Origin of the sequence: Paraburkholderia nodosa DSM 21604 (assembly GCF_000519185.1) — a bacterium.
GTDB lineage: Bacteria > Pseudomonadota > Gammaproteobacteria > Burkholderiales > Burkholderiaceae > Paraburkholderia > Paraburkholderia nodosa.
In genome coordinates this window covers 1-20,088 of record NZ_JAFA01000026.1, presented here as the reverse complement: position 1 = coordinate 20,088, position 20,088 = coordinate 1, and the positions used below count along the sequence as shown (strand labels likewise).

The 20,088-nt window shown below is 68.0% G+C and carries 15 protein-coding genes and 1 pseudogene; 9 read left to right on the top strand and 7 right to left on the bottom strand.

Translation table 11 applies throughout. The features are described 5' to 3' along the window. Window positions 1–171 precede the first annotated feature (171 nt). From hutH to A3CW_RS0130030, 3 genes are all read left to right on the top strand, one after another. Window positions 172–1,713: a histidine ammonia-lyase gene (hutH, locus tag A3CW_RS0130040; RefSeq protein WP_154678073.1), complete on the top strand. Its 1,542-nt coding sequence runs from the start codon at window positions 172–174 to the stop codon at window positions 1,711–1,713. Between the two features lie 49 nt (window positions 1,714–1,762). Continuing rightward, complete coding sequence (hutC, locus tag A3CW_RS0130035; RefSeq protein ID WP_028206866.1) at window positions 1,763–2,458, top strand: histidine utilization repressor; 696 nt, start codon at window positions 1,763–1,765, stop codon at window positions 2,456–2,458. 244 nt (window positions 2,459–2,702) lie between these two features. After that, entirely contained in the window at window positions 2,703–3,353 is a 651-nt protein-coding gene (locus A3CW_RS0130030) for a hypothetical protein (RefSeq protein WP_028206865.1), read from the top strand. Window positions 3,354–3,380: 27 nt separating this feature from the next. On the opposite strand, the gene A3CW_RS0130025 is transcribed toward A3CW_RS0130030, so the two are convergent. Further along, complete coding sequence (locus tag A3CW_RS0130025) at window positions 3,381–4,259, bottom strand: LysR substrate-binding domain-containing protein (RefSeq protein ID WP_028206864.1); 879 nt, start codon at window positions 4,257–4,259, stop codon at window positions 3,381–3,383. A gap of 142 nt (window positions 4,260–4,401) precedes the next feature. Between A3CW_RS0130025 and A3CW_RS0130020 the strand changes: the two genes are divergently transcribed. The 3 genes from A3CW_RS0130020 to A3CW_RS47995 all read left to right on the top strand — a co-directional run bounded on the left by A3CW_RS0130020 (window position 4,402) and on the right by A3CW_RS47995 (window position 8,724). Further along, on the top strand, window positions 4,402–5,652 hold the full coding sequence (locus A3CW_RS0130020; protein WP_245623775.1) for an aminotransferase class I/II-fold pyridoxal phosphate-dependent enzyme: 1,251 nt from the start codon (window positions 4,402–4,404) through the stop codon (window positions 5,650–5,652). An 89-nt stretch (window positions 5,653–5,741) separates the two neighbouring features. Further along, window positions 5,742–6,728 (top strand): helix-turn-helix domain-containing protein, encoded by a 987-nt coding sequence (locus A3CW_RS48000; RefSeq protein WP_051481801.1) that lies wholly within the window; start codon window positions 5,742–5,744, stop codon window positions 6,726–6,728. A gap of 88 nt (window positions 6,729–6,816) precedes the next feature. Beyond that, entirely contained in the window at window positions 6,817–8,724 is a 1,908-nt protein-coding gene (locus A3CW_RS47995) for a DUF3857 domain-containing transglutaminase family protein (RefSeq protein ID WP_245623774.1), read from the top strand. Window positions 8,725–8,731: 7 nt separating this feature from the next. Here A3CW_RS47995 and A3CW_RS47990 read toward each other — a convergent pair whose 3' ends face one another. The 5 genes from A3CW_RS47990 to glgC form a co-directional block, all read right to left on the bottom strand. After that, the gene (locus A3CW_RS47990; protein ID WP_081771873.1) at window positions 8,732–9,958 is read right to left on the bottom strand and encodes a branched-chain amino acid ABC transporter substrate-binding protein; all 1,227 of its coding nucleotides are present in this window, start codon (window positions 9,956–9,958) and stop codon (window positions 8,732–8,734) included. A gap of 309 nt (window positions 9,959–10,267) precedes the next feature. Beyond that, window positions 10,268–10,729 carry a hypothetical protein gene (locus tag A3CW_RS0130000; protein ID WP_028206862.1) on the bottom strand — a complete coding sequence of 154 codons (462 nt, stop codon included), beginning with the start codon at window positions 10,727–10,729 and terminating at the stop codon, window positions 10,268–10,270. Between the two features lie 123 nt (window positions 10,730–10,852). Further along, the gene (gene pdxY, locus A3CW_RS0129995; RefSeq protein WP_028206861.1) at window positions 10,853–11,725 is read right to left on the bottom strand and encodes a pyridoxal kinase PdxY; all 873 of its coding nucleotides are present in this window, start codon (window positions 11,723–11,725) and stop codon (window positions 10,853–10,855) included. Window positions 11,726–11,896: 171 nt separating this feature from the next. Then, window positions 11,897–13,387, bottom strand: coding sequence for a glycogen synthase GlgA (glgA, locus tag A3CW_RS0129990; protein ID WP_028206860.1), 1,491 nt, complete (start codon window positions 13,385–13,387; stop codon window positions 11,897–11,899). Window positions 13,388–13,480: 93 nt separating this feature from the next. Beyond that, complete coding sequence (glgC, locus tag A3CW_RS0129985; RefSeq protein WP_028206859.1) at window positions 13,481–14,746, bottom strand: glucose-1-phosphate adenylyltransferase; 1,266 nt, start codon at window positions 14,744–14,746, stop codon at window positions 13,481–13,483. Between the two features lie 396 nt (window positions 14,747–15,142). Here glgC and A3CW_RS47985 point away from each other — a divergent pair, with 396 nt between their 5' ends. Next, on the top strand, window positions 15,143–16,252 hold the full coding sequence (locus A3CW_RS47985; protein WP_051481800.1) for an alpha/beta fold hydrolase: 1,110 nt from the start codon (window positions 15,143–15,145) through the stop codon (window positions 16,250–16,252). Window positions 16,253–16,312: 60 nt separating this feature from the next. Here A3CW_RS47985 and A3CW_RS0129975 read toward each other — a convergent pair whose 3' ends face one another. Next, complete coding sequence (locus tag A3CW_RS0129975; protein WP_028206858.1) at window positions 16,313–17,317, bottom strand: LLM class flavin-dependent oxidoreductase; 1,005 nt, start codon at window positions 17,315–17,317, stop codon at window positions 16,313–16,315. 702 nt (window positions 17,318–18,019) lie between these two features. Here A3CW_RS0129975 and hpnI point away from each other — a divergent pair. Together hpnI and A3CW_RS0129965 are read left to right on the top strand one after the other, a co-directional pair. Then, entirely contained in the window at window positions 18,020–19,309 is a 1,290-nt protein-coding gene (gene hpnI / locus A3CW_RS47980) for a bacteriohopanetetrol glucosamine biosynthesis glycosyltransferase HpnI (protein ID WP_051481799.1), read from the top strand. 99 nt (window positions 19,310–19,408) lie between these two features. Next, window positions 19,409–20,088 (top strand): annotated as a pseudogene (locus A3CW_RS0129965) (hopanoid biosynthesis associated radical SAM protein HpnJ); the annotation flags it as partial.

Below are 20,088 nucleotides of genomic sequence, written 5' to 3'. Positions count from 1 at the left end.
CCGGCAATCGGTGTTATCACCTGGGGATTTCACTGTGCTGCAATCGAAAGACGGCGTAATTCTGGCGTCAGGAAGCGGAGATGCGGGTATACGTGGAGCAGATTGAACTTGTATAGACAAGCTCGCTTCGGTAATCTGATTCCACCTTGTCCAGACAACTTTGACACCGCCATGAACATCAAACTCACTCCCGGCCATCTGACCCTGTCCCAACTGCGCCAGATCGCGCGTGCCAATGAAAACGGCGGCGTGAAGCTCGAACTCGATCCGGCCAGCTTTGCCGCCATCGACGCAGGCGCACGCGCCGTTGCCGAGATCACGGCGAAGGGCGAGCCGGCGTACGGCATCAATACGGGCTTCGGGCGTCTGGCAAGCACACACATTCCGAACGACCAGCTCGAACTGCTGCAGCGCAATCTGGTGCTCTCGCACGCCGTGGGCGTGGGCGAGCCGATGTCGCGTCCGGTCGTGCGTCTCTTGATGGCGCTGAAACTGTCGAGCCTGGGCCGCGGCCATTCGGGTATCCGCCGCGAAGTGATGGACGCGCTCATCACGCTGTTCAACGCCGACGTGCTGCCTGTGATTCCCGTGAAGGGCTCGGTGGGCGCCTCGGGCGACCTCGCGCCGCTCGCGCATATGTCCTGCGTGTTGCTAGGTGTGGGCGACGTGTTCGCGAAGGGCGAGCGCATGAGCGCGCTGGAGGGCTTGCGTCTCGTCGGCCTCAAGCCGCTTGCGCTGCAGGCGAAGGAAGGTCTCGCGCTGCTCAACGGCACGCAGGCTTCCACGGCGCTCGCGATCTACAACATGTTCGCGATTGAAGACCTCTACCGCACGGCACTCGTTGCTGGCGCGCTCTGCGTGGATGCGGCGGCAGGTTCGGTGAAGCCGTTCGACGCGCGCATTCACGAACTGCGCGGCCATCGCGGCCAGATCGAGGCGGCAGCGGCCTATCGCACGCTGCTCGAAGGCTCGGCGATCAACCTCTCGCACCGTGACTGCGGCAAGGTCCAGGACCCGTACTCGCTGCGCTGCCAGCCGCAGGTGATGGGCGCGTGTCTCGACCAGATGCGCCACGCGGCGCAGGTGCTGCTCATCGAGGCGAACGCGGTCTCGGACAATCCGCTGATCTTCCCGGAAACGAACGAAGTGCTCTCGGGCGGTAACTTCCACGCGGAGCCGGTGGCCTTCGCCGCCGACAATCTCGCGCTGGCCGCCGCCGAAATCGGCGCACTGGCCGAGCGCCGCATCGCGCTGCTCATCGACGCGACGCTCTCGGGCCTGCCGCCTTTCCTCGTGAAGGACGGCGGCGTGAACTCGGGCTTCATGATCGCGCACGTCACGGCGGCTGCACTGGCNTCGGANAACAAGACGCTCGCGCATCCGGCCTCGGTCGATTCGCTGCCGACCTCGGCAAACCAGGAAGACCACGTTTCGATGGCGACNTTCGCGGCNCGCAAGCTNGCNGACATNGCCGACAACACGGCCAANATNCTCGCGATCGAACTGCTCGCNGCNGCCCAGGGCGTGGACCTGCGCGCGCCGCATCATACGAGCCCGGCGCTCGCGCATGTGATGCAGTCGGTGCGCGCCGAGGTGCCGCATTACGACCTCGACCGCTACTTCGCGCCGGATATCGAAGCGACTACGCGTCTCGTGCAGAACGGCGTCATCGCTACGCACAGCCCGTTCGCGTTCGAGTCCGAGGCGCAATAAAGCGCACTCACGCGCAAGCAGGCGCCACGCCAAAGCAAGGGCCAACGCGATGAACGCTCCCGCATACCAGGGCATCAAGGATTTCATCCTCGCGCGCATTCACGCCGGTGAATGGAGCGAGGGCGACCAGGTGCCTTCGGAGAACGAACTGGCGCGCGAGTTCAAGGTCGCGCGCATGACCGTGAACCGGGCGCTGCGCGAACTCACCGCGGAACAGGTGCTCACGCGCGTGCAGGGCGCGGGCACCTTCGTCGCGCGGCCCAAGTACGAATCGACGCTCGTCGCCATTCGCAGCATCTCCGACGAAATCCTCGCGCGCGGGCACCGCTACCGCGCCGAGGTGCTCGAGATCGGCGTGCATCGCGCCGACGAGGCGCTCGCCGTCGAAATGGGGCTCGCCGCGAACGACCAGGTGTTCAACTCGCGCGTGCTCCACTTCGAGAACGACGAGCCCGTGCAGCTCGAAGAGCGCTGGGTCAATCCCGCCATCGCGCCCGATTACGCGGCGCAGGACTTCACGCACATCACGCCGAACCAGTACCTCGTGCATGTCGCGCCGCTGCAGGGCGTGGAGTACCGCATCGAGGCGCTCGCCCCCGAGGCGCAAACGCGCGCGCACCTCGCCATGGGCGAAGCCGAGCCGTGCCTCGTGCTGCACCGGCGAACCCGCTCGCGCGGGCTCGTCGCATCGGTCGCCAATCTCTGGCATCCGGGCAGCCGCTACCGCTTCACGGGGCATTTCTAAGGGCCGCGTAGGTGAGCCCGCCCAGGTCGGGCCGCGCAGGTCCCTCGGCGCCGCTCGCCGCCATTTCCTCAGTCTTTTCTCTGTGCATGGCCTGTCGTCGGCATGCGTCTTGCTCCTTTTACAGATGGCTGACCATATTGCCAATTGCGGCGCGCGCATGGGGCCAGACGGCCCGGGAAAGCGCGCATGGTGCGCCGCAGCCCGTATCATTGGCAGATGACGCGAACGAAGGAGGAGCTCCGCAATGGACGATGCCAACGCCACGCTCATGCCGATGTGGCGGGCCAATCTGGCGCTGCTCACGCGCGAGGTCGGGTCGGCCACCCGGCTCGCGCGCATGATGACGTTTTCCGCGAGCTACATGAAGCTGATCGTGTCGGGCGAGCGCGACTTCAGCGCGGAGTTCGTGCGCGGCGTGGAAGCCGTCACGGGCCTGCCCGAAGGCTGGATGGACGTGAAGCACGACAGCGCCGACGTGCCCGACGAGACGCGCGAGGCGATCGCGAGCGAGACGCCGCGCGCGCGCTTTCGCGGCACTGCGCATCCGGTGCGCAAGGCGCCCGTGCTGCGCGTGGAGCCGATCTTCGGCCAGGGCGCGAAGCGCGAGGAAGTGACGGCGACGCCCGAGGCGCACCGGCGTCTAGCGGGCACGCGCAAGATCCGCGATCTCGCCGCGCAGGACGTGCGCAAGCTCGAGCGCTATCTGAGCGTGCCGCCGGTCGAGCCGGCGGTGCTGCGCTCGCGTATCGAAGACGTGATCAACTACGCCGACCCCGACGATCGCGTGCGCGCCGATCTCGAAGGCCGCCTCGAGCAGATCGAGAAGCATCGCGAAATGCTGCTGCGCCATGTCTCGCGCCTCTACGCGCTGCTTTCGCGGCTGGGCGACGACTGATTCGTTGCCCGAATCATCGTCCGAAGATCATCGCTCCTGGACGCGCAGTTCCGTGAGGATCTGGTCGGCGAGAAAGTCGCACGGCGGACGGTTCGAGCGCGCGCTGCGCGCGAGCACCACTTCCAGCTCGGGGAGTGCCGGAAGGCCATGCTGGCGGCCGAGCGTGACGAACGTCTCGGGCACCGCGCAGCGCGCGAGCGGCGCGATCGCGAGACCCGCGGCCACCATGCTGCACAGGCCCATCAGGCTCGGGCTTTCATAGGATGTGCGATACGCGATCTTCGCGCGCTCCAGCGCCTGGATCGCGTTCGTGTGCGCGACGCTGCCGCCGCCGAAGAGGGCGACCGGCAGCGGCCGCTCGCGCCAGATCTCGCGCCCGCTCGCCGCGCTCACGGCCGCGGGGGGCGCGGCCCACACCATCGGCTCGAAGCGGATGAACTCGCCCGCGAGGCCGCGCGTGCGCGTGATGCAGGCGAGGTCGATCTTGTTGTCCTTCAGGAGCGGCAGGAGCGCACTGCTCGGCAGCCCGATCACCTGGATCTCCACCTTCGGCCAGTTCGCCGAGAACTTGCGCAGCACCGGCGGCATGAGCGAGGACGCGTAGTCGTCGGGCACGCCGATCGATACGCGCCCCGTCACCTCCGGGTGCGCGAGCGAGGCCCACGCTTCGTCGCGCAACGCGAGCATGCGCCGCGCGTAGGCGATGAGCGTCTGGCCGTCGGGCGTGGGCGTGACGCTGCGCGGCGCGCGGATGAACAGCGGCTTGCCGATGGATTCCTCGAGCGCGCGGATCTGCATGCTGAGCGCGGCCTGCGAGCGGTGCACGAGCGCGGCGCCGCGCACGAAGCTGCCGGCGTCGGCGACGGCCACCACCATGGCGAGCACGTCGAGGTCGAGGGTCTTCATTGGTATAAGAAAAATTGATCGAAGGCTTCAATATAACGCGTTTGTCTGAACGCGGGGATGGGCCGATACTGGGGCCGTACCGACCCTTCGCGTTGTTCTTCGCGCAGTTATTCGCATCGCCGTTCGCTTTTCGGAGAAGCCCATGTTGATGTCGCCGCCCGTCGATTTGACCTACGAACGATTCCAGCAACTGCAGATGCGGCTCGACATGTCGCGCGGCAAGCCTTCGCCCGAACAGCTCGATCTATCGCAGGCGCTCATCGACGAAGCCGGGCAGGCGGGCTATCTCGCGCGCGATGGCTTCGATTGCCGCAACTACGGCCTGCCGGGCGGCTTGCCCGAGGCGCGCGAGCTGGGCGCCGGGCTGCTCGGCGTGCCGGGCGCGCAGGTGATCGCGGCCGGCAATTCGAGCCTCGAACTGATGCACGACGCGCTGACCTTCGCGCTGCTGCACGGCGTGCCGGTGGGCGAGGGCGCGGAGCCTGGCGCGCCGTGGCGAGCGCAGGGCGAGATCGCGTTCCTGTGCCCGGTGCCGGGCTACGACCGCCACTTCGCGATCTGCGAGGCGCTGGGCGTGCGCATGATCGCCGTGCCGATGCGCGAGGACGGCCCCGACATGGACCGCGTGGAGGCGCTCGTGCGCGACGATGCGTCGATCAAGGGGATGTGGTGCGTGCCGCTCTACAGCAACCCGACCGGTGCGATCTGGTCCGACGAGGTGATCCGGCGTCTCGCCGCCATGCCCGCCGCGCCCGACTTCCGGCTCTTCTGGGACGACGCCTACCGCTTCCACCACCTGAGCGACGAAGCGCACACGACGCTCGACGTATTCGAGGCCTGCGCGGCGGCGGGCCACGCCGGGCGCGCGCTGATGTTCGCTTCGCTCTCGAAGGTGACGTTCGGCGGCGGGGCGTTCGCGTGGCTCGCCGCCGCGCCGCGCAACGTGGCCTGGTGGCAGAAGCACTCGGCCGTGCGCACGATCGGGCCGGACAAGCTCAACCAGTTGCGCCACGTGCGCTTCCTGCGCGACCGCGCGACGCTCACCGGGTTGATGGCGCGCCATCGTGCGCTGCTCAAGCCGAAGTTCGATGCGGTCGACGAGGTGTTCCGCGCGCGCCTGACCGACGTGCCCGGCGTAAGCTGGAACGTGCCGCGCGGCGGCTATTTCATCAGCCTTTATGCGCCCGAGGGTTGCGCGCGCCGCACCGTCGAACTCGCGGCGGCGGCGGGACTCGTCCTCACGCCCGCGGGCGCGGCGTTCCCGTATGGCGTCGATCCGCACGACAGTCATCTGCGGATTGCGCCGTCGTTTCCGGCGCTCGACGAGGTGCGCCTTGCCGCCGAGGGCATCGCGCTGTCGCTGCTGCGCGCGATCGAGGAACGGCGGGCATAGCGGCCAGGGCGGCTCCGGCGGCGCTCGCGTCGATGTGCTACAACGGCAGACGTAGCCTACGAACGTAGCCAACTTCCCGCGAGGTTGCCGTGCAAGGTCTCGCCGTTTCATTGCAACGCGCGCTCGCCCAGCGCGAGCGCGAAGGCCGCGCCGATAGCGGCCGTGCGCCCACGGCGCGCCCGCTCGCGGCGGGCGCCGGCTGGTCGGTCGACGATGTCGTCTGCACGCTCGGGCCCGGCGACCGGCCCTACGAGGAGCGCCACACGAGCGCGTGCCTCGCCGTCGTGGCGGCAGGCGTGTTCGGCTACCGCAGCGGCAACGCGCGCGCGCTGATGACGCCCGGCGCGCTCATGCTCGGGGAAACCGGCGCCTGCTTCGAATGTGGCCACCGTCACGCGGCGGGCGACCGCTGCCTCTCGTTTCATTACGACCCCGCCTGGCTCGACGAGCAGGCCGCAGCCGCGGGCCTCGCGCCCGGCGCGCGCCGCTGGCGGGCCGCGCGGGTGCCGCCGGTGCGCGCGCTCGCGCCGCTCGTGGCGCACGCTTGCGCCGACGCGCTCGCGCAAGAGCGGCGTCGCGCGCCCGGCTTGGGCGCCGCCGCCTGGGATGAAATGGCACTGGAACTCGCGCTCACGACCTTGCGTGTGGTCGCGAGCGGCAAGGACGCGGCGACCCCTGCCGGGCCGGGCGCCGCCGCGGCGGCACGCGTGGTCGCGACGCTGCGCCTGATCGACGAAACGCCCGACGATGCGCATACGCTCGCCAGCCTCGCGAGCGCGGCGGGCGTGAGTGAGTTCTATTTTCTGCGCACCTTCTCGGCGGTGGCCGGCGTGACGCCGCATCAATATCTGCTGCGCGCACGATTGCGCGCCGCTGCGCTGCGTCTTGCCGCCGACGACGAAGCGAAGATCGTCGACGTTGCGCTTGCGAGCGGCTTTAACGATCTGTCGAACTTCAACGCGGCGTTTCGCACGGAGTTCGGCGCGAGTCCCCGCGCGTGGCGTGCCGCGCAGCGCGAGCGTCATCTCGCGCAGACCTCATGGCCGAACGCCGCGCAAGCGGCGCCGCGCGCCTGAACCGCTCATGACGCGAGGCGAGGGGTTCAGGCGCGCCGCCCGGAGCGTCGCGCCGCGCCTTGCGTTGAGCCTGGCGTTGACCCTTGCGTTGACCCTGACAATCGCGAGCGGCCACGCCCGCGCCCAGGCGAGCGACCGAAGCCCCGACAGCGCGGCGCGCGTCGAGACCGCTGATAGCGCCGCGCAAACCGACGTCCCGCCATACACGCTCGAGCGCGACGTGCATCTGTTCGTCGTGCAGCAGGACGGCTCGGTCGTCGAGGACGACGACACCGTGCTGCGCGCCAACACCACCGCCGGCGTGGAAGAGATCGCCCAGCGCTATGTCTGGTTCAATAAGGATATCGAAACGATTACGCAACTCTCGGCCGAAACCATCGACCCGGACGGCACCGCGCACGCGGTCGGCGCGAGCGGCATTCGCGACGTGCAGGAGCCGCGCTCGGCGGGCGCGCCCACGTTCGAGGACGGCGTGCTGCGCACGGTGATCTTTCCGGGCGTCCAGGTCGGATCGCGCGTGCATCTGCATTTCGCCAAACGCCGCGCGAAGGCGCTCGACGCCGGCACCTTCTCGTACTTCGTCGAGCCGACCGGCGAACCCGTCGAGTTTCAGCGCCTCATCTTCGATTTGCCCGCCAATGTGCCGCTCCACGCCGACGCGCGCGGCTACACGGCGCTTGCCCCCGAGACGGCGAACGGCCGTACGCGCTACGCGTTCGACTACCGGCACGGCCCCTATCCGCCGCTCGAAGCGGGGGCGGTGGCCTACGTGAACTGGGGCGACCGGCTGATGGTGTCGACGGTGCCCGACTTCGCCGCATTCGCCGCGCGCTACCGTGAATCCGCCGCCGATCCCACCTCGACCGATCCGGCCATCGCGTCGCTTGCACAGGCGCTCACGGCGGGCGTGAGCGACCCGCGCGAAAAGGCGCGCCGCATTTACGACTGGATGCGCTTCAATATCCGCTACGTCGCGCTCTTTCTTGGCGAGACCGCGGCCGTGCCGCATCGCGCGACTGACATCCTGCGCAACCGCTACGGCGACTGCAAGGACCACGTGGCGCTCTTCAGTGCGCTGCTCGCGGCAGTCGGCATACGCGCCGAGCCCGTGCTGCTCAATCTCGGCCCCGTCTATACGTTGCCCGACGTGCCGGGCTACGGCGCGCATGCGATCAACCATGCGATCGCGTGGCTGCCCGACCTTGGCGTGTACGCGGACACCTCGTCGGGCGGCTACGCGTTCGGCTACCTGCCGCCGGGCGTGATGGACCGGCCCGTGCTGCTCGTCGACGACGGCGTGCTCTCGCGCACGCCCGCGACCGAACGGCGCGAGCGCACAGCGCGCCTGTCGCTCGAGGTGAGCGCGACCGGCGACGCCGCCTACAGCTACTACGTGGAAGACGAAGGCGCGGGCGCAGAGCCCGAGCGCAACTCGTTTCGCCGCGCGACGCACGCGCAGGCGCAGCAACTCGCGGCGCAGCGCCTGCGACTCACCGGACTCGCCGGCACCGCGCACGTGAGCACGAGCGCGACGGGCCCGACCGACGGACCGTTTTCGGTACTGATGGAAGGCACGCTTGATCACGTCGTCTGGCGCGACGGCACGACCGCAATCCCCACCACGAGCAGCTTCACGGGCGGCATTGCCACGCAGATCGACAGCTGGCTCGCGCAGCCGCGCCGCACGCAGCCGTGGGCGTGCATCGGCGGGGAATTTACAGAGAGCGCGCAGATCGCGCTGCCCGCGTTCGCGCGCGTGACCGACGTGCCGCAAGACACGCAGGTGAGCGACGCGTTTCTCGACTACACGTCGCACTACGTGTTCGACGCGCGCTCGCGCACGCTGCAGATCGAGCGGCGGCTAGCGGCGCGTTTTGGCCACCAGATGTGCACGGCCGACGAATTCGCGCAGATGCGCGACGCGCTCGTGCGCATCGAGCGCGACACGCACGCGCAGATCGTCGTGCGGGCCGCGGGCGCGCCGCAGCAACCTTGAAGGGCGCTCAGCCGCCGCGCGTCGTCACCGGCACCCACACGCCTTTCTTCACCTGCCAGAGCGTGGAGGCGCCGTTCTTGAGCGAGCCGTCCGGCTCGAAGGCGATGCGGCCCGTCACGCCGTCGAAGGCGAGCGCCTTGAGCGCGCTGCGGTAGACGTCGGGTTGCGCCGATTTCGCATTGACCATCGCGTGGATCGCGGCCCACGCCGCGTCGTAGCCGAACGGCGCGTAAGCGAGCACGTTGGTGCCGAAGCGGGCTTTATAGGCCTGCTCGAAACGCGGGCCGTCCGGCAACTGCGCGAGCGGGCGGCCGTACTCCCAGGCCATCGCGCCTTCGGCGGCTGCGCCCGCGCCCTGGGTGAAGTCGGCGTTTGCCACGCCGCCGCCGCCCACGAACTGCGCGTTCATGCTGCGCGCCTTCATCTGCTTGGCGAGCGCCGCGCCCTGGTGCGCGAGGCCGCCGAAGTAGAGCAGATCGGCATCGGCGGCCTTGATTTTCGCGAGCTGCGGGCCGAAGTCGCTCGCGATGCTTTCCGCGAACTCGCGCGCGACCACGTTGCCGCCATGCTCGCGCACTGCGCGCTCGAATACATCGGCTTCGCCCTGACCGAACGCGGTGCGGTCGTCGATGATGGCCACGCGTTTGGCCTTCATCACGTTCACGGCCCACGCGCCGGCGATGCCTGCGTTCTGCGCGTCGTTTGCGATCACCATGAAGGTGTTGGCGAAGCCTTGCGACGTGATGACGGGATTGGTGGCCGCGGGGCTGATCATCGGAATGCCGGCGCTCTCGTAGATGCGCGAGGCCGGAATGGCCGAGCCAGAATTGAAGTGGCCGACTACGGCGTTCACCCCCTGGTTCGCCAGCGTCGCGGCGGCCTGCACGCCGAGGCGCGGGTCGCTGCGGTCGTCAACGGGCACCAGTTCGAAGTGCGCCGTCTGCTCGCCGATCTTGAGGTTCTGCGCGTTCGCTTCGTCGAGGGCGAGCTGCACGCCGTTTTGCAGATCGCGGCCGTAATTGGCGTAGTCGCCCGAGAGCGGCGAGACGAAACCGATGCGCACGTCGAGCGGGCCGGCGGCGAGAGCGCTGCGGCTGGCGCAGAGCGTCCAGACGGTGGCCAGCGCGCCGATCAGGAGCCCAGCCGCAAGCTTGCCGAACGGGCGACGCTGACGGCGCGCACGGCACGGCGTGGCGAATGCGCAGGCGCTTCTGAGCGTGGCGGCGAGACTCATCGTGACTCCTTGCGCGAAAGCGGCGCGGTGTTCTTGTGTGCGTTTTGTCCGGGTGCGCCGCGCCGCGCGCCGGCGTGGCGCGGAGGCGGGGCGTCTCGTCTTCGGGTCTTGCTTCTTGCTGTATGCGACTGCGACTTGCCGGGACGTGCTGTGCGACGGCTGCGCGCGTGGGTGGGGTGTCTCAGCTGGCTCGGCCGGCTGGGCGCGCGCCTTCGTGAGGCGGCGGATGGCGAGCAATATAGCAGGCCGCCGGGGCAGTCGCTCAGTCAGTCGCTCGGCCAGTCACTCAAGCGGTGTCGCGCGGGTGGGCTACTCGCCCCTTTGCAGTTCGAAGAGCGCGTCGCGCAGTTGCACGAGCGGCGCCATGGTATCGGCACTCGCCCATCCTTCGAGGTCGTCGAGCGCGCGGTTGCAGCCGTCGAGCACCACGTCGAGATCGACGGGAACGCCGTTGGCGAGCGCGAAGCGAATCGTCGCTTCGAAGCGTTCGCATTCGTCGTCGCCGTACGAGATGTCGAGCGTGTCGGCAATGGTCTGGGCGATGTCGCTGCGTACGCGGTCGCTCTCGTCGACGAAGTCGATGATGCCGCGCGCGACATCGGGCGCATGGTAAAGCGCGATGTCGAGCCACACGGTGGCGTCGAAATCGCTTGCGTGGCTCTGTTCCTCGAAGTATTCGATCGCTTCCTGTTCGTGGGTCTCGCCGGCATCGACGGCGAGGCAAAGCTGTTCGAAATACTCTTCCTGTTCGCTACGGATTGAATCGGACATCGGTCATTCTCTAAAGACGGTGGGCGCCGCGGCCGTGTTTCGCCGCCGCGAGTCATGCGGACGGCATTATAGGCCGCGCGCGCACCTGTTCAGTTTAGGACCTGTTGCCCATGCGAACAGGTCCTAAGCCGCTTCCACCGCCCAGGCGTCGAACCATTCGCGCGGACGCGCGATCTGGTCTTGCGCCGCGACGATTTCCAGCTCGTAACGGCCTGCGTCGTAAGTCGCCTTCACCACGGCGTTCACGGCCGCGAGCGTGTGTTCGAACGCGCGGCGCAGCGAGTCGCCGAGCATCAGGCGCGCGACGAACACCGCGCTCGTCACGTCGCCCACGCCCACTGGCTGGCGCGCGAACGGGTAGAGCGGGCGCTGGCCGAGCCAAGCTTCATGCTCGGTCACGACGAGCATGTTGAAGCGGTCGGCGGGGCTGTTGCGGTCGAGCAGATGCTTCACGAGGATCAGCTTCGGGCCGCGGCGCAACAGTTCGCGGCACGCAAGCACGCCTTCTTCAGCAGTCTCGATCTCGCGGCCTACGAGCCGTTGCAGCTCGGTGTGATTGGGCATCATCGCGTCGGCGACCTCGGGCATGTTGCGCACGAGGAACTCCTGAACGCCGGGCTCGACGCGGCAGCCGTTCTCGGCGTTGAGCGTGCCCATCACCGGGTCGCAAAAGTAGCGCGCCTGCGGGTTGGCGGCCTTCACGGCGCGCACCACGTCGATCACGCCCTGGGCCTGCTCGGGTGTGCCGAGGTAGCCCGATAGCACCGCATCGCAGCGCGGCAGCACGCCGATCGCGCCAATGCCTTCGACGAGATCCATGACTTCGTCCGAGCCGATGGCGGCGCCGGTCCAGTGGCCGTATTGCGTGTGATTCGAGAACTGCACCGTGTTGAGCGGCCAGACGTTCACGCCGAGGCGGCGCATGGGAAATACCGCGGCGCTGTTGCCCGCGTGACCGAACACGACGTGCGACTGGATGCTCAAAACGTTTTTCATGGCCGGTCCAGATTTCGTTATGGCTTGCGGCGCTTCGAGCAGCGCGCCTTTGCGCAGGTGCAGCAACGATAACCGAATTCGCTGCGCCCAGTCGATGGATGCGTGGGCGCGGTGTTGCGTGCGCGCCCGCGCAAGCGACCGTGATTTGCGTGGATTGTGTGGGGCGAGCCCCTAGGCCGCTGCGTTTTGGCCGGCCAGCTCGCGATAAAGCGTCATGTAGCGTTGCGCCGACGCCGCCCAGCCGAAGTCCTGCTGCATTGCACGCGAGCGCGTCTCGCGCCAGTCGCGGCTGCGTCCATAGAGCGCGAAGGCGCGGCGGATTGCGGCCGTGAGCGCGTCGGGCTCGAAGCGCTCGAACACGAAGCCGGTGGCGAGACCATCGGCGAGATTTTCCAGCGAGGCGTCGACCACCGTATCGGCGAGTCCGCCCACCCGGTGCACGAGCGGCAGTGCGCCATAAGCGAGCGCATAGAGCTGCGTGAGGCCGCACGGCTCGAAGCGCGAGGGGACCATCATCACGTCGGCGCCCGCGACGATCTCGTGCGCGAGCGTCTCGTCGAAGCCCAGCTCCACGGCCACCGCTTCGGGATGCTGGTGCGCGGCGCGCGTGTAGCCCTGTTCGAGGCTGGCGTCGCCGGTGCCGAGCACGACGAGCTGCCCGCCGCGCGCGACGATCTCGGGCAGCGCCGCAAGCAGCAGGTCGAGGCCCTTTTGCTCGGTGAGCCGGCTCACCACGCCGAACACCGGCGCGTCGTGCTTCTGCGCGAGCTTCAGGCGCGCCTGCAGCGCCGCCTTGCAGCGCATCTTGCCGCTCTGGCGCGTGGCCGAATAGCGCGTCGCGATGGCCGCGTCGCTCGACGGATTCCAGACGGCGTAGTCCACGCCATTGAGAATGCCGACGAGGTCGTGCGTGCGTCCGCGCAGCAGCGCCTCGAGGCCCCCGCCCTGGGCGACCGTCTGAATCTCGCGCGCGTAGGTCGGGCTCACCGTCGTGATCTTGTCGGCGAAATAGAGGCCGGCTTTCAGAAACGAAAGCTGGCCGTAGAACTCCACGCCATGCATGTCGAAGAAGTCGCGCGGCAGGCCGAGCGAGTCGAACTGCTGCGCGGGGAAGATGCCCTGGTAAGCGAGGTTGTGAATCGTGAAGATCGAGCGCGCGCCGCCGGGCGCCATGCTCGTGCCGCGCTCGCGCGCCGCCGCGCGCAGATAGGCCGGCGCGAGCCCCGCGTGCCAGTCGTGCGCCTGCACGATGGCGGGCGCCCAGTCGGGATCGAGGTGCAGCGCGAGCTGCGCGGCCGACCAGCCGAGCAGCGCGAAACGTTGCGCGTTGTCGCCATAGGGCACGTGTTCGGCGTCGAGGTAGGGGTTGCCGGGGCGCGCGTAGAACGCGTCGGCGCGGATCATGTAGACGGCAAGCTCGCTGCCGGGCAGACGCCCGAGTTCCAGCGTCGCCTCGGGCGCGCCGAAGGTGCGCGCGAGGCGTGCGACGGGGCGCAGGTCCTCGAGGCCCGCCGCGACGGGCGCGAAGCCTGGCAGCAGCAAGCGGGCGTCGGCGCCCTGTTCGATCAGCGCGGCGGGCAGGGCCGCGGTGACGTCGGCGAGGCCGCCGGTCTTCAGGAGCGGATACAGCTCGCTGGCTACATGCAGGACGCGAATGGTCATCGGGAGTCAGTCCTCTCGGTGCTCGGGTTGCTTGCGGGTTGGCGCGTCCTGGAGCGAAGCGGATCCGGCGGATCCACTTCGCTGGGCGCACAGCTAGCCAGGCAGCTTCGCCAGCGCCTCGCCCGTGACCAGCACGACGCCGCTCTCGGTGCGATAAAAGCGCTCGGCGTCGCGCGTGGCGTCTTCGCCGATCACGGTGCCGTTGGGAATCGTGCAGCCGCGGTCCACGACGACCTTGCGCAGCCGGCAACTCGTGCCTACCGTCACCTCTGGCAACAAGACTGCCTCGGCAATGTTGCAGAACGACTGCACGACGACATTCGACGAGAGCACCGAGCGCGAGATCTGCGAGCCCGAGATCACGCTGCCGCCGCACACGATCAGGTTGGTGCCCGAGCCCTGCAGACCGTTGAGGTCGCGCACGAACTTGGCGGGCGGCAACTGTTCCTGGTAGGTCCAGATCGGCCAGTTGCGGTCGTAGAGGTCGAGCGCGGGGATGGTCGAGGCGAGGTCGAGGTTGGCGGACCAGTAGGCGTCGACCGTGCCCACGTCGCGCCAGTAGGGTTCGGCGGCCGGGTCCGACGACACGCAGGACATGCTGAACGGATGCGCGATCGCATGGCCGTCGCTCACCACGCGCGGAATGATGTCCTTGCCGAAGTCGTGGTCGGTGGCCGAGCGCGCGATGTTCTCTTCGAGCAGATGGACGAGGTAGTGGGTGTCGAACACGTAGATGCCCATGCTCGCAAGCGCGATGTCGGGGCGGCCGGGCATGGCGGGCGGATCGTCGGGCTTTTCGACGAAGCCGGTCACGCGCCGCGCCTCGTCCACGGCCATCACGCCGAACGCGCACGCTTCCATGCGCGGCACCTCGATGCAGCCCACCGTGCAGTCGGCGCCGCTCGCGGCATGGTCGGCGATCATGCGCGTGTAGTCCATCTTGTAGATGTGGTCGCCGGCCAGCACCACCACGTACTTCGGGCTGATCGAACGGATGATGTCGATGTTCTGGTACACGGCGTCGGCGGTGCCCCGATACCAGTGCGCGCCTTCTACGCGCTGCTGCGCAGGCCACAGGTCGAGGAACTCGTTGAATTCGCCGCGCAGGAAACCCCAGCCACGCTGCAGATGGCGCAAGAGCGAGTGCGCCTTGTACTGCGTGACGACCGCAATGCGGCGGATGCCCGAATTCAGGCAGTTCGAGAGGGCGAAATCGATGATGCGGTACTTGCCGCCGAAGTACACGGCCGGCTTCACGCGCTTGTTGGTGAGCGGCCCGAGGCGCGTGCCGCGGCCGCCAGCGAGCACGATAGCGAGGGTGGTGCGTTGCAGATCGTTGAGGCTTGCCGGAGTTTCCATGGTCGTCTCCTTGTTGTGCCCCCGGTACGGCCGCCGCGGCCCGCCTCGTCGTGCCCGGGCCGGTGCGGTCCTTCTCTTTCGTGCCTGGCGCGTCCCTGATGCGGCGCGTTTCGCGCTGCAGCACACGCGTGCGTCGCTCGCGTCGCGGACGTCTCGTGCGTCCTGTATTGACTGTTCTAGCACCGAATGCAGCGTAGCGCGAATTGCCTGTGCGCAGGGCCAAACATGCGCGCCGCATTCGCGCGAGGCGTTGGTGAGCAGCAAACGGCATGCCGCACAGGTTCGCCGGGCGAGAAAGCCGGCACGAGCGGAGCGGGGCCCGCTAGAATCGCTGGCTGTACCGGCGCCATTTCGCCGTCCTGTTTTCTGTCCGACCTTTCGCCCGATCTCCCGTCGATGAGAGCCATCCTGAACCACACGCTTGCCCGCTTTGCTCCCTTCGTCGTCGCGCTGAGTGCGGCCGCGCTCTGTCACGCCGCCCTCGCCGCCGACCCCGAGGCGAGCGGGGCCGCGCCGTCGTCGGCGGCGTCAGCGCAAGCCGCGACCGAGACGCCCGACGGCCCCGCGTATGGTCCCGAGCTGCAGGGCTTCGAGTATCCGCATCCCGTGCATGACTTTGCGTTCGTTTCGCAGGGCCAAACGCTGCATATGGCGTACATGGACGTGCGGCCCGCAAAACCGAACGGACGCACCGTGGTCCTGCTGCACGGCAAGAACTTTTGCTCGGCGACGTGGGACGCCAGCATCCGCGAGCTGCACGCCGCGGGCTACCGCGTGATCGCGCCGGACCAGATCGGCTTTTGCAAATCGAGCAAGCCCGCTGCGTACCAGTTCAGCTTCCAGCAGCTCGCGCGCAACACGCATGCGCTGCTCGCGGCGCTCGGCGTGCATGACGCGACGATCGTCGGCCATTCGACGGGCGGCATGCTGGCGGTGCGCTACGCGCTCATGTATCCGCGCGAAACGGAGCAGCTCGTGCTCGTGAACCCGATCGGGCTGGAAGACTGGAAGGCGAAGGGCGTGCCGTCGATTGCGGTGGACGACTGGTACGCGCGCGAACTCAAGACGAACGCCGACGGCATTCGCCGCTACGAGCAGGCCACCTATTACGCGGGCCAGTGGCGGCCCGCCTATGAGCCGTGGGTGCAGATGCTGGCGGGCATGTATCGCGGGCCGGGCAAGACGCAGGTGGCGTGGGACTCCGCGCTGCTCTACGACATGATCTACACGCAGCCGGTGATCTACGAGTTCGGTCAGTTGCAGATGCCGACGCTCCTGCTCATCGGCGACAAGGACACGACCGCCATCGGCAAGGATCTCGCGCCGCCCGAGGTGCGTGCGCAGCTCGGCCACTATCCGGTGCTGGCCAAAGCCGCGCAGCATGCCATTCCGCACGCGACGCTCGTGGAGTTCGCCGATCTCGGGCACGCGCCGCAGATGCAGGATCCGCGGGCGTTTCATGCCGCGCTGCTCAAGGGCCTCGACACGTTGAACACCTCGCACTGAGGGCGCGGTCGAGAGCGGGCTCGGTTGCGACGCCGCGCGCGAGGCAAACCTCTCGCCGTGTTACCGTCCCGCGGCGGCTTCCTTCAATTCCTCGCGCGCTTGCGCCGCCATCTCGAACGAGCGCAGGCGCGCCGCGTGGTCGTAGATCTGCGCGGTGACGATGAGCTCGTCCGCGCCGGTCTGCTCGATCACCGAGGCGAGGCCTGCACGCACGGTTTCCTGGTCGCCCACCACGGAGCAGGCGAGCGAGTGCGACACACCGGCGAGTTCGAACTCGTTCGCTGCGATCTGCTCGACCGGCGGCGGCAACTGGCCCGGCGTGCCGCGCCGCAGATTCACGAACTGCTGCTGCAGCGAGGTGAAGAGAAAGCGCGCTTCTTCGTTGGTGGGCGCGCCGAACACGTTCACGCCGACCATCGCATGGGGCCTCGCGAGCACCGCCGACGGACGGAACTGCGAGCGATACAAACGCAGCGCAGTAAGCAGATGGTCGGGCGCGAAGTGCGAGGCGAACGCGAACGGCAGACCCATGGCCGCCGCGAGCTGCGCGCCATAAAGGCTCGAGCCGAGGATATAGAGCGGTACGTTCAAGCCCGCGCCGGGCACCGCGCGCACGCGCTGGCCTTCCACGGGCGCAGCGAAATAGCGCTGCAGCTCGGCCACGTCGTCGGGGAAGCTATCGGCGCTGCCCTGCAGGTCGCGGCGCAGCGCGCGCGCCGTGGTCTGGTCGGTGCCGGGCGCGCGCCCGAGGCCGAGGTCGATGCGGCCGGGGTAGAGCGCTTCGAGCGTGCCGAACTGCTCGGCAATCACGAGCGGCGCGTGGTTCGGCAGCATGATCCCGCCCGAGCCCACGCGGATGGTTTGCGTGCCGCCCGCCACGTAGCCGATCACCACCGAAGTCGCCGCGCTGGCGATACCCGTCATGTTGTGATGCTCGGCCAGCCAGAAGCGGTGATAGCCGAGGCGCTCCGCGTGCCGGGCGAGATCGAGCGTGTTGCGCAGCGCGGCGCCGGCATGGGAGCCCGCCGGGATGGGCGAGAGGTCGAGTACGGAGAAGAGGGTCATGGGCTAGCGTGGGGCCTGGTATGGAGAGCGCGACACGCGTGCCGTGCGCCGGTTGCCCGACGCGAGGCCGCAAGGCAGTCGCAAGGTGCGGCCATTGTGCCAAACCACTTTCGTTCGTGCTGGCGGCCTCCGGGAACCCATGCCGCCCGCGTGGTTTCAGAGACGGCTGATAGCTTTTACGCCCAGTCGATTTGAATATTAACGAGAACTACTCCTGTTTATATGCGAAAGGCGCGCTTTTAATTCAAAATTATTAAAGAATCTTTTCTGTATGCTTACCGAATTTTTTCGGGGCGGAAAAGCTCTGGAAGGCAGCTGTTGAATCGCTGAAATAGTTACGTTTTTACAGTTTTAGCAACGCATTTTCCCGCGTCCGTCGGAAGCAACTGACGGAGCTTGCTGATACAATTTTCCGCGTCGAATCGGGGATCGACCATGTCCAGCGGCTTCATACGATGGCTTATCTCCATTCGTTGTTGGTTCAATTGCCTTGCATCATGCAAATCGGCATCCATTGTCGGGTTTCTAGCCTCAAATATGTAATGCGGCTACGATGCGCGGCTTATTTCTGGATTTTCAGGGCAGGGAAATGGTACGTGGTGAAACGCGAATTCCGGTCGGGGCACCGCAGGAGCTTCTCCCCTTGCGCGCAGCCCGCGGCGAGCGCGGCGTGGCCCACGTGACCCGGCAAGGCGGCGCGTCATGACGGTGGCGCAGGTTGTCGCCGTGCCGGCGCCCTGGCCCGTGCTCGTCTGGGTCGTGGTCGTGCTGTGTGGCGTGGCCGCTTTCTACGGCCTCGTCGCCGCGCTGACGATGCCGCGCCTCGGTTCGGCCGCGCTCGTGCGCGAAGCCGCGCGCCGCGCGCGCCGTGCGCAACCGCAGCCCGTGAGCGTGCTCAAGCCCTTGTGCGGCGCCGAGCCGCGCCTCTACGAAAATCTCGCGACCTTCTGCGAGCAGCGGCATCCGCGCTTTCAGTTGCTGTTCGGCGTGTCCTCGTCGGCGGATCCGGCCATTGCCGTGGTGCGCCGGTTGCAGGCGGCGTATCCCGGCCATGACATCGAGCTCGTGATCGACCCGCGCGTGCACGGCAGCAATCTCAAGGTGAGCAACCTCATCAATCTGGCTGCTCGCGCGCGCTACGACGCGATCGTCGTGGCCGACAGCGATATCGCCGTCGAGCCCGACTATCTGGAGATCGTCACCGCGCCGCTCGCCGACCCGGACGTGGGCGTCGTGACCTGCCTCTACAGCGCCCGCAGCATCGGCGGTTTCTGGCCCCGGGTGGGCGCGCTCTTCATCAACGAGTGGTTCGCGCCTTCGGTGCGCGTGGCGCATTCCACGGGCTCGCGCGCATTCGGTTTCGGCGCGACGCTCGCGCTTTCCCGTGCGACGCTCGAGCGCATCGGCGGTTTCGCCGCGCTCAAGGACTGCCTCGCCGACGACTATCTGCTCGCCCGCTATGCGCGCGATCACGGCCTCGCCACGGTGCTGGCGCCCGTGGTGGTCGCCACCGACGTGATCGAGCCGACCTTCGGCTCGCTCTGGCTGCGCGAGACGCGCTGGCTGCGCACCATCCGCTCGGTGAATCCGGCGGGCTTCGCTTCGCTGTTCATTACGTTTCCCACGCCGTGGCTCGTGCTGGGCGCGCTGTTTTACGGCCTGCTCGCGGCGGGCGCGGGCATCGGCGCGTGCGCGGCGACGCGAACCGCGCTGGCCGGGCTCGCCACGGCCACGATGGCGGGTATCATTGCGCGTTTGATACTGCACGCGCGAGCGAGCGCAAGCTGGGGCGCGTTCTGGCGCGATTTGCCGCTCGTGCCGCTGCGCGACGTGCTGCTGGCCCTGCAGTGGCTTTCCGCCGCGTTCGGCTCGCACGTGATCTGGCGCGGCGTGCGCGTGAGCGTCGCCAATCCCGAGGCCGATGCGCCTTCCGCCATGGCCAGGCCCGCGAGCGCGCGGCGGCCTGCCGTCGAAGGATCGGACGCTCGCTGAGCGCGTCGCTTTTTTATCGCGCTTTTTTGCCGCGCTTTTAACCGAATTGTCACCTCAATCATCACCCGGCACAGTACGGGTACCCGGAGCACTCATCGCATGAAAACGCTGTTTCTGCAGGCCCCGTCGTATGACGGCTTCGACGGTGGCGCGGGCTCGCGCTACCAGGCAAAGCGCGAGATCCGCTCGTTCTGGTATCCCACCTGGCTCGCGCAGCCCGCGGCCCTCGTGCCCGACAGCCGCGTGCTCGACGCGCCGGCCGACGGCCTCTCCGTCGAAGAGACGCTGAAGATTGCAGCCGCATACGACCTCGTCATCATCCACACGAGCACGCCGTCGTTCCCGACCGACGCGCTGTTCTGCGAAGACCTCAAGAAGCGCAAGCCGTCGATCGTCATCGGTCTGGTGGGCGCGAAGGTGCAGGTCGATCCGCATAATTCGCTCACGGCCACCGAGGCGGTCGATTTCGTCTGCCGCGAGGAATTCGACTTCACCTGCAAGGAAATCGCCGAAGGCATGCCGCTGGCCGAGGTCAAGGGCATTTCGTGGCGCGCGAAGGACGGCTCGATCGAGCACAACCCAGGCCGTCCGGTGCTCGAGGACATGGACTCGCTGCCGTTCGTCGCGCCGATCTACAAGCGCGACCTGAAGATCGAGAATTACTTCATCGGCTACCTGAACTACCCGTACGTGTCGATCTACACGGGCCGGGGCTGCAAGTCGCGCTGCACGTTCTGCCTGTGGCCGCAGACCGTGAGCGGCCACGTCTACCGCACGCG

Coding starts and splice junctions, on each gene's coding strand:
- A3CW_RS0129975 (WP_028206858.1), bottom strand. CDS start 17,317: ATGACCCTCTTCTCCGTACTCGACCTCTCGCCCATCCCGGCGGGCTCC.
- hutC (WP_028206866.1), top strand. CDS start 1,763: ATGAACGCTCCCGCATACCAGGGCATCAAGGATTTCATCCTCGCGCGC.
- A3CW_RS0130030 (WP_028206865.1), top strand. CDS start 2,703: ATGGACGATGCCAACGCCACGCTCATGCCGATGTGGCGGGCCAATCTG.
- A3CW_RS0130020 (WP_245623775.1), top strand. CDS start 4,402: ATGTTGATGTCGCCGCCCGTCGATTTGACCTACGAACGATTCCAGCAA.
- glgC (WP_028206859.1), bottom strand. CDS start 14,746: ATGGAAACTCCGGCAAGCCTCAACGATCTGCAACGCACCACCCTCGCT.
- A3CW_RS47990 (WP_081771873.1), bottom strand. CDS start 9,958: ATGAGTCTCGCCGCCACGCTCAGAAGCGCCTGCGCATTCGCCACGCCG.
- glgA (WP_028206860.1), bottom strand. CDS start 13,387: ATGACCATTCGCGTCCTGCATGTAGCCAGCGAGCTGTATCCGCTCCTG.
- A3CW_RS0130000 (WP_028206862.1), bottom strand. CDS start 10,729: ATGTCCGATTCAATCCGTAGCGAACAGGAAGAGTATTTCGAACAGCTT.
- A3CW_RS0130025 (WP_028206864.1), bottom strand. CDS start 4,259: ATGAAGACCCTCGACCTCGACGTGCTCGCCATGGTGGTGGCCGTCGCC.
- A3CW_RS47985 (WP_051481800.1), top strand. CDS start 15,143: ATGAGAGCCATCCTGAACCACACGCTTGCCCGCTTTGCTCCCTTCGTC.
- pdxY (WP_028206861.1), bottom strand. CDS start 11,725: ATGAAAAACGTTTTGAGCATCCAGTCGCACGTCGTGTTCGGTCACGCG.
- hpnI (WP_051481799.1), top strand. CDS start 18,020: ATGACGGTGGCGCAGGTTGTCGCCGTGCCGGCGCCCTGGCCCGTGCTC.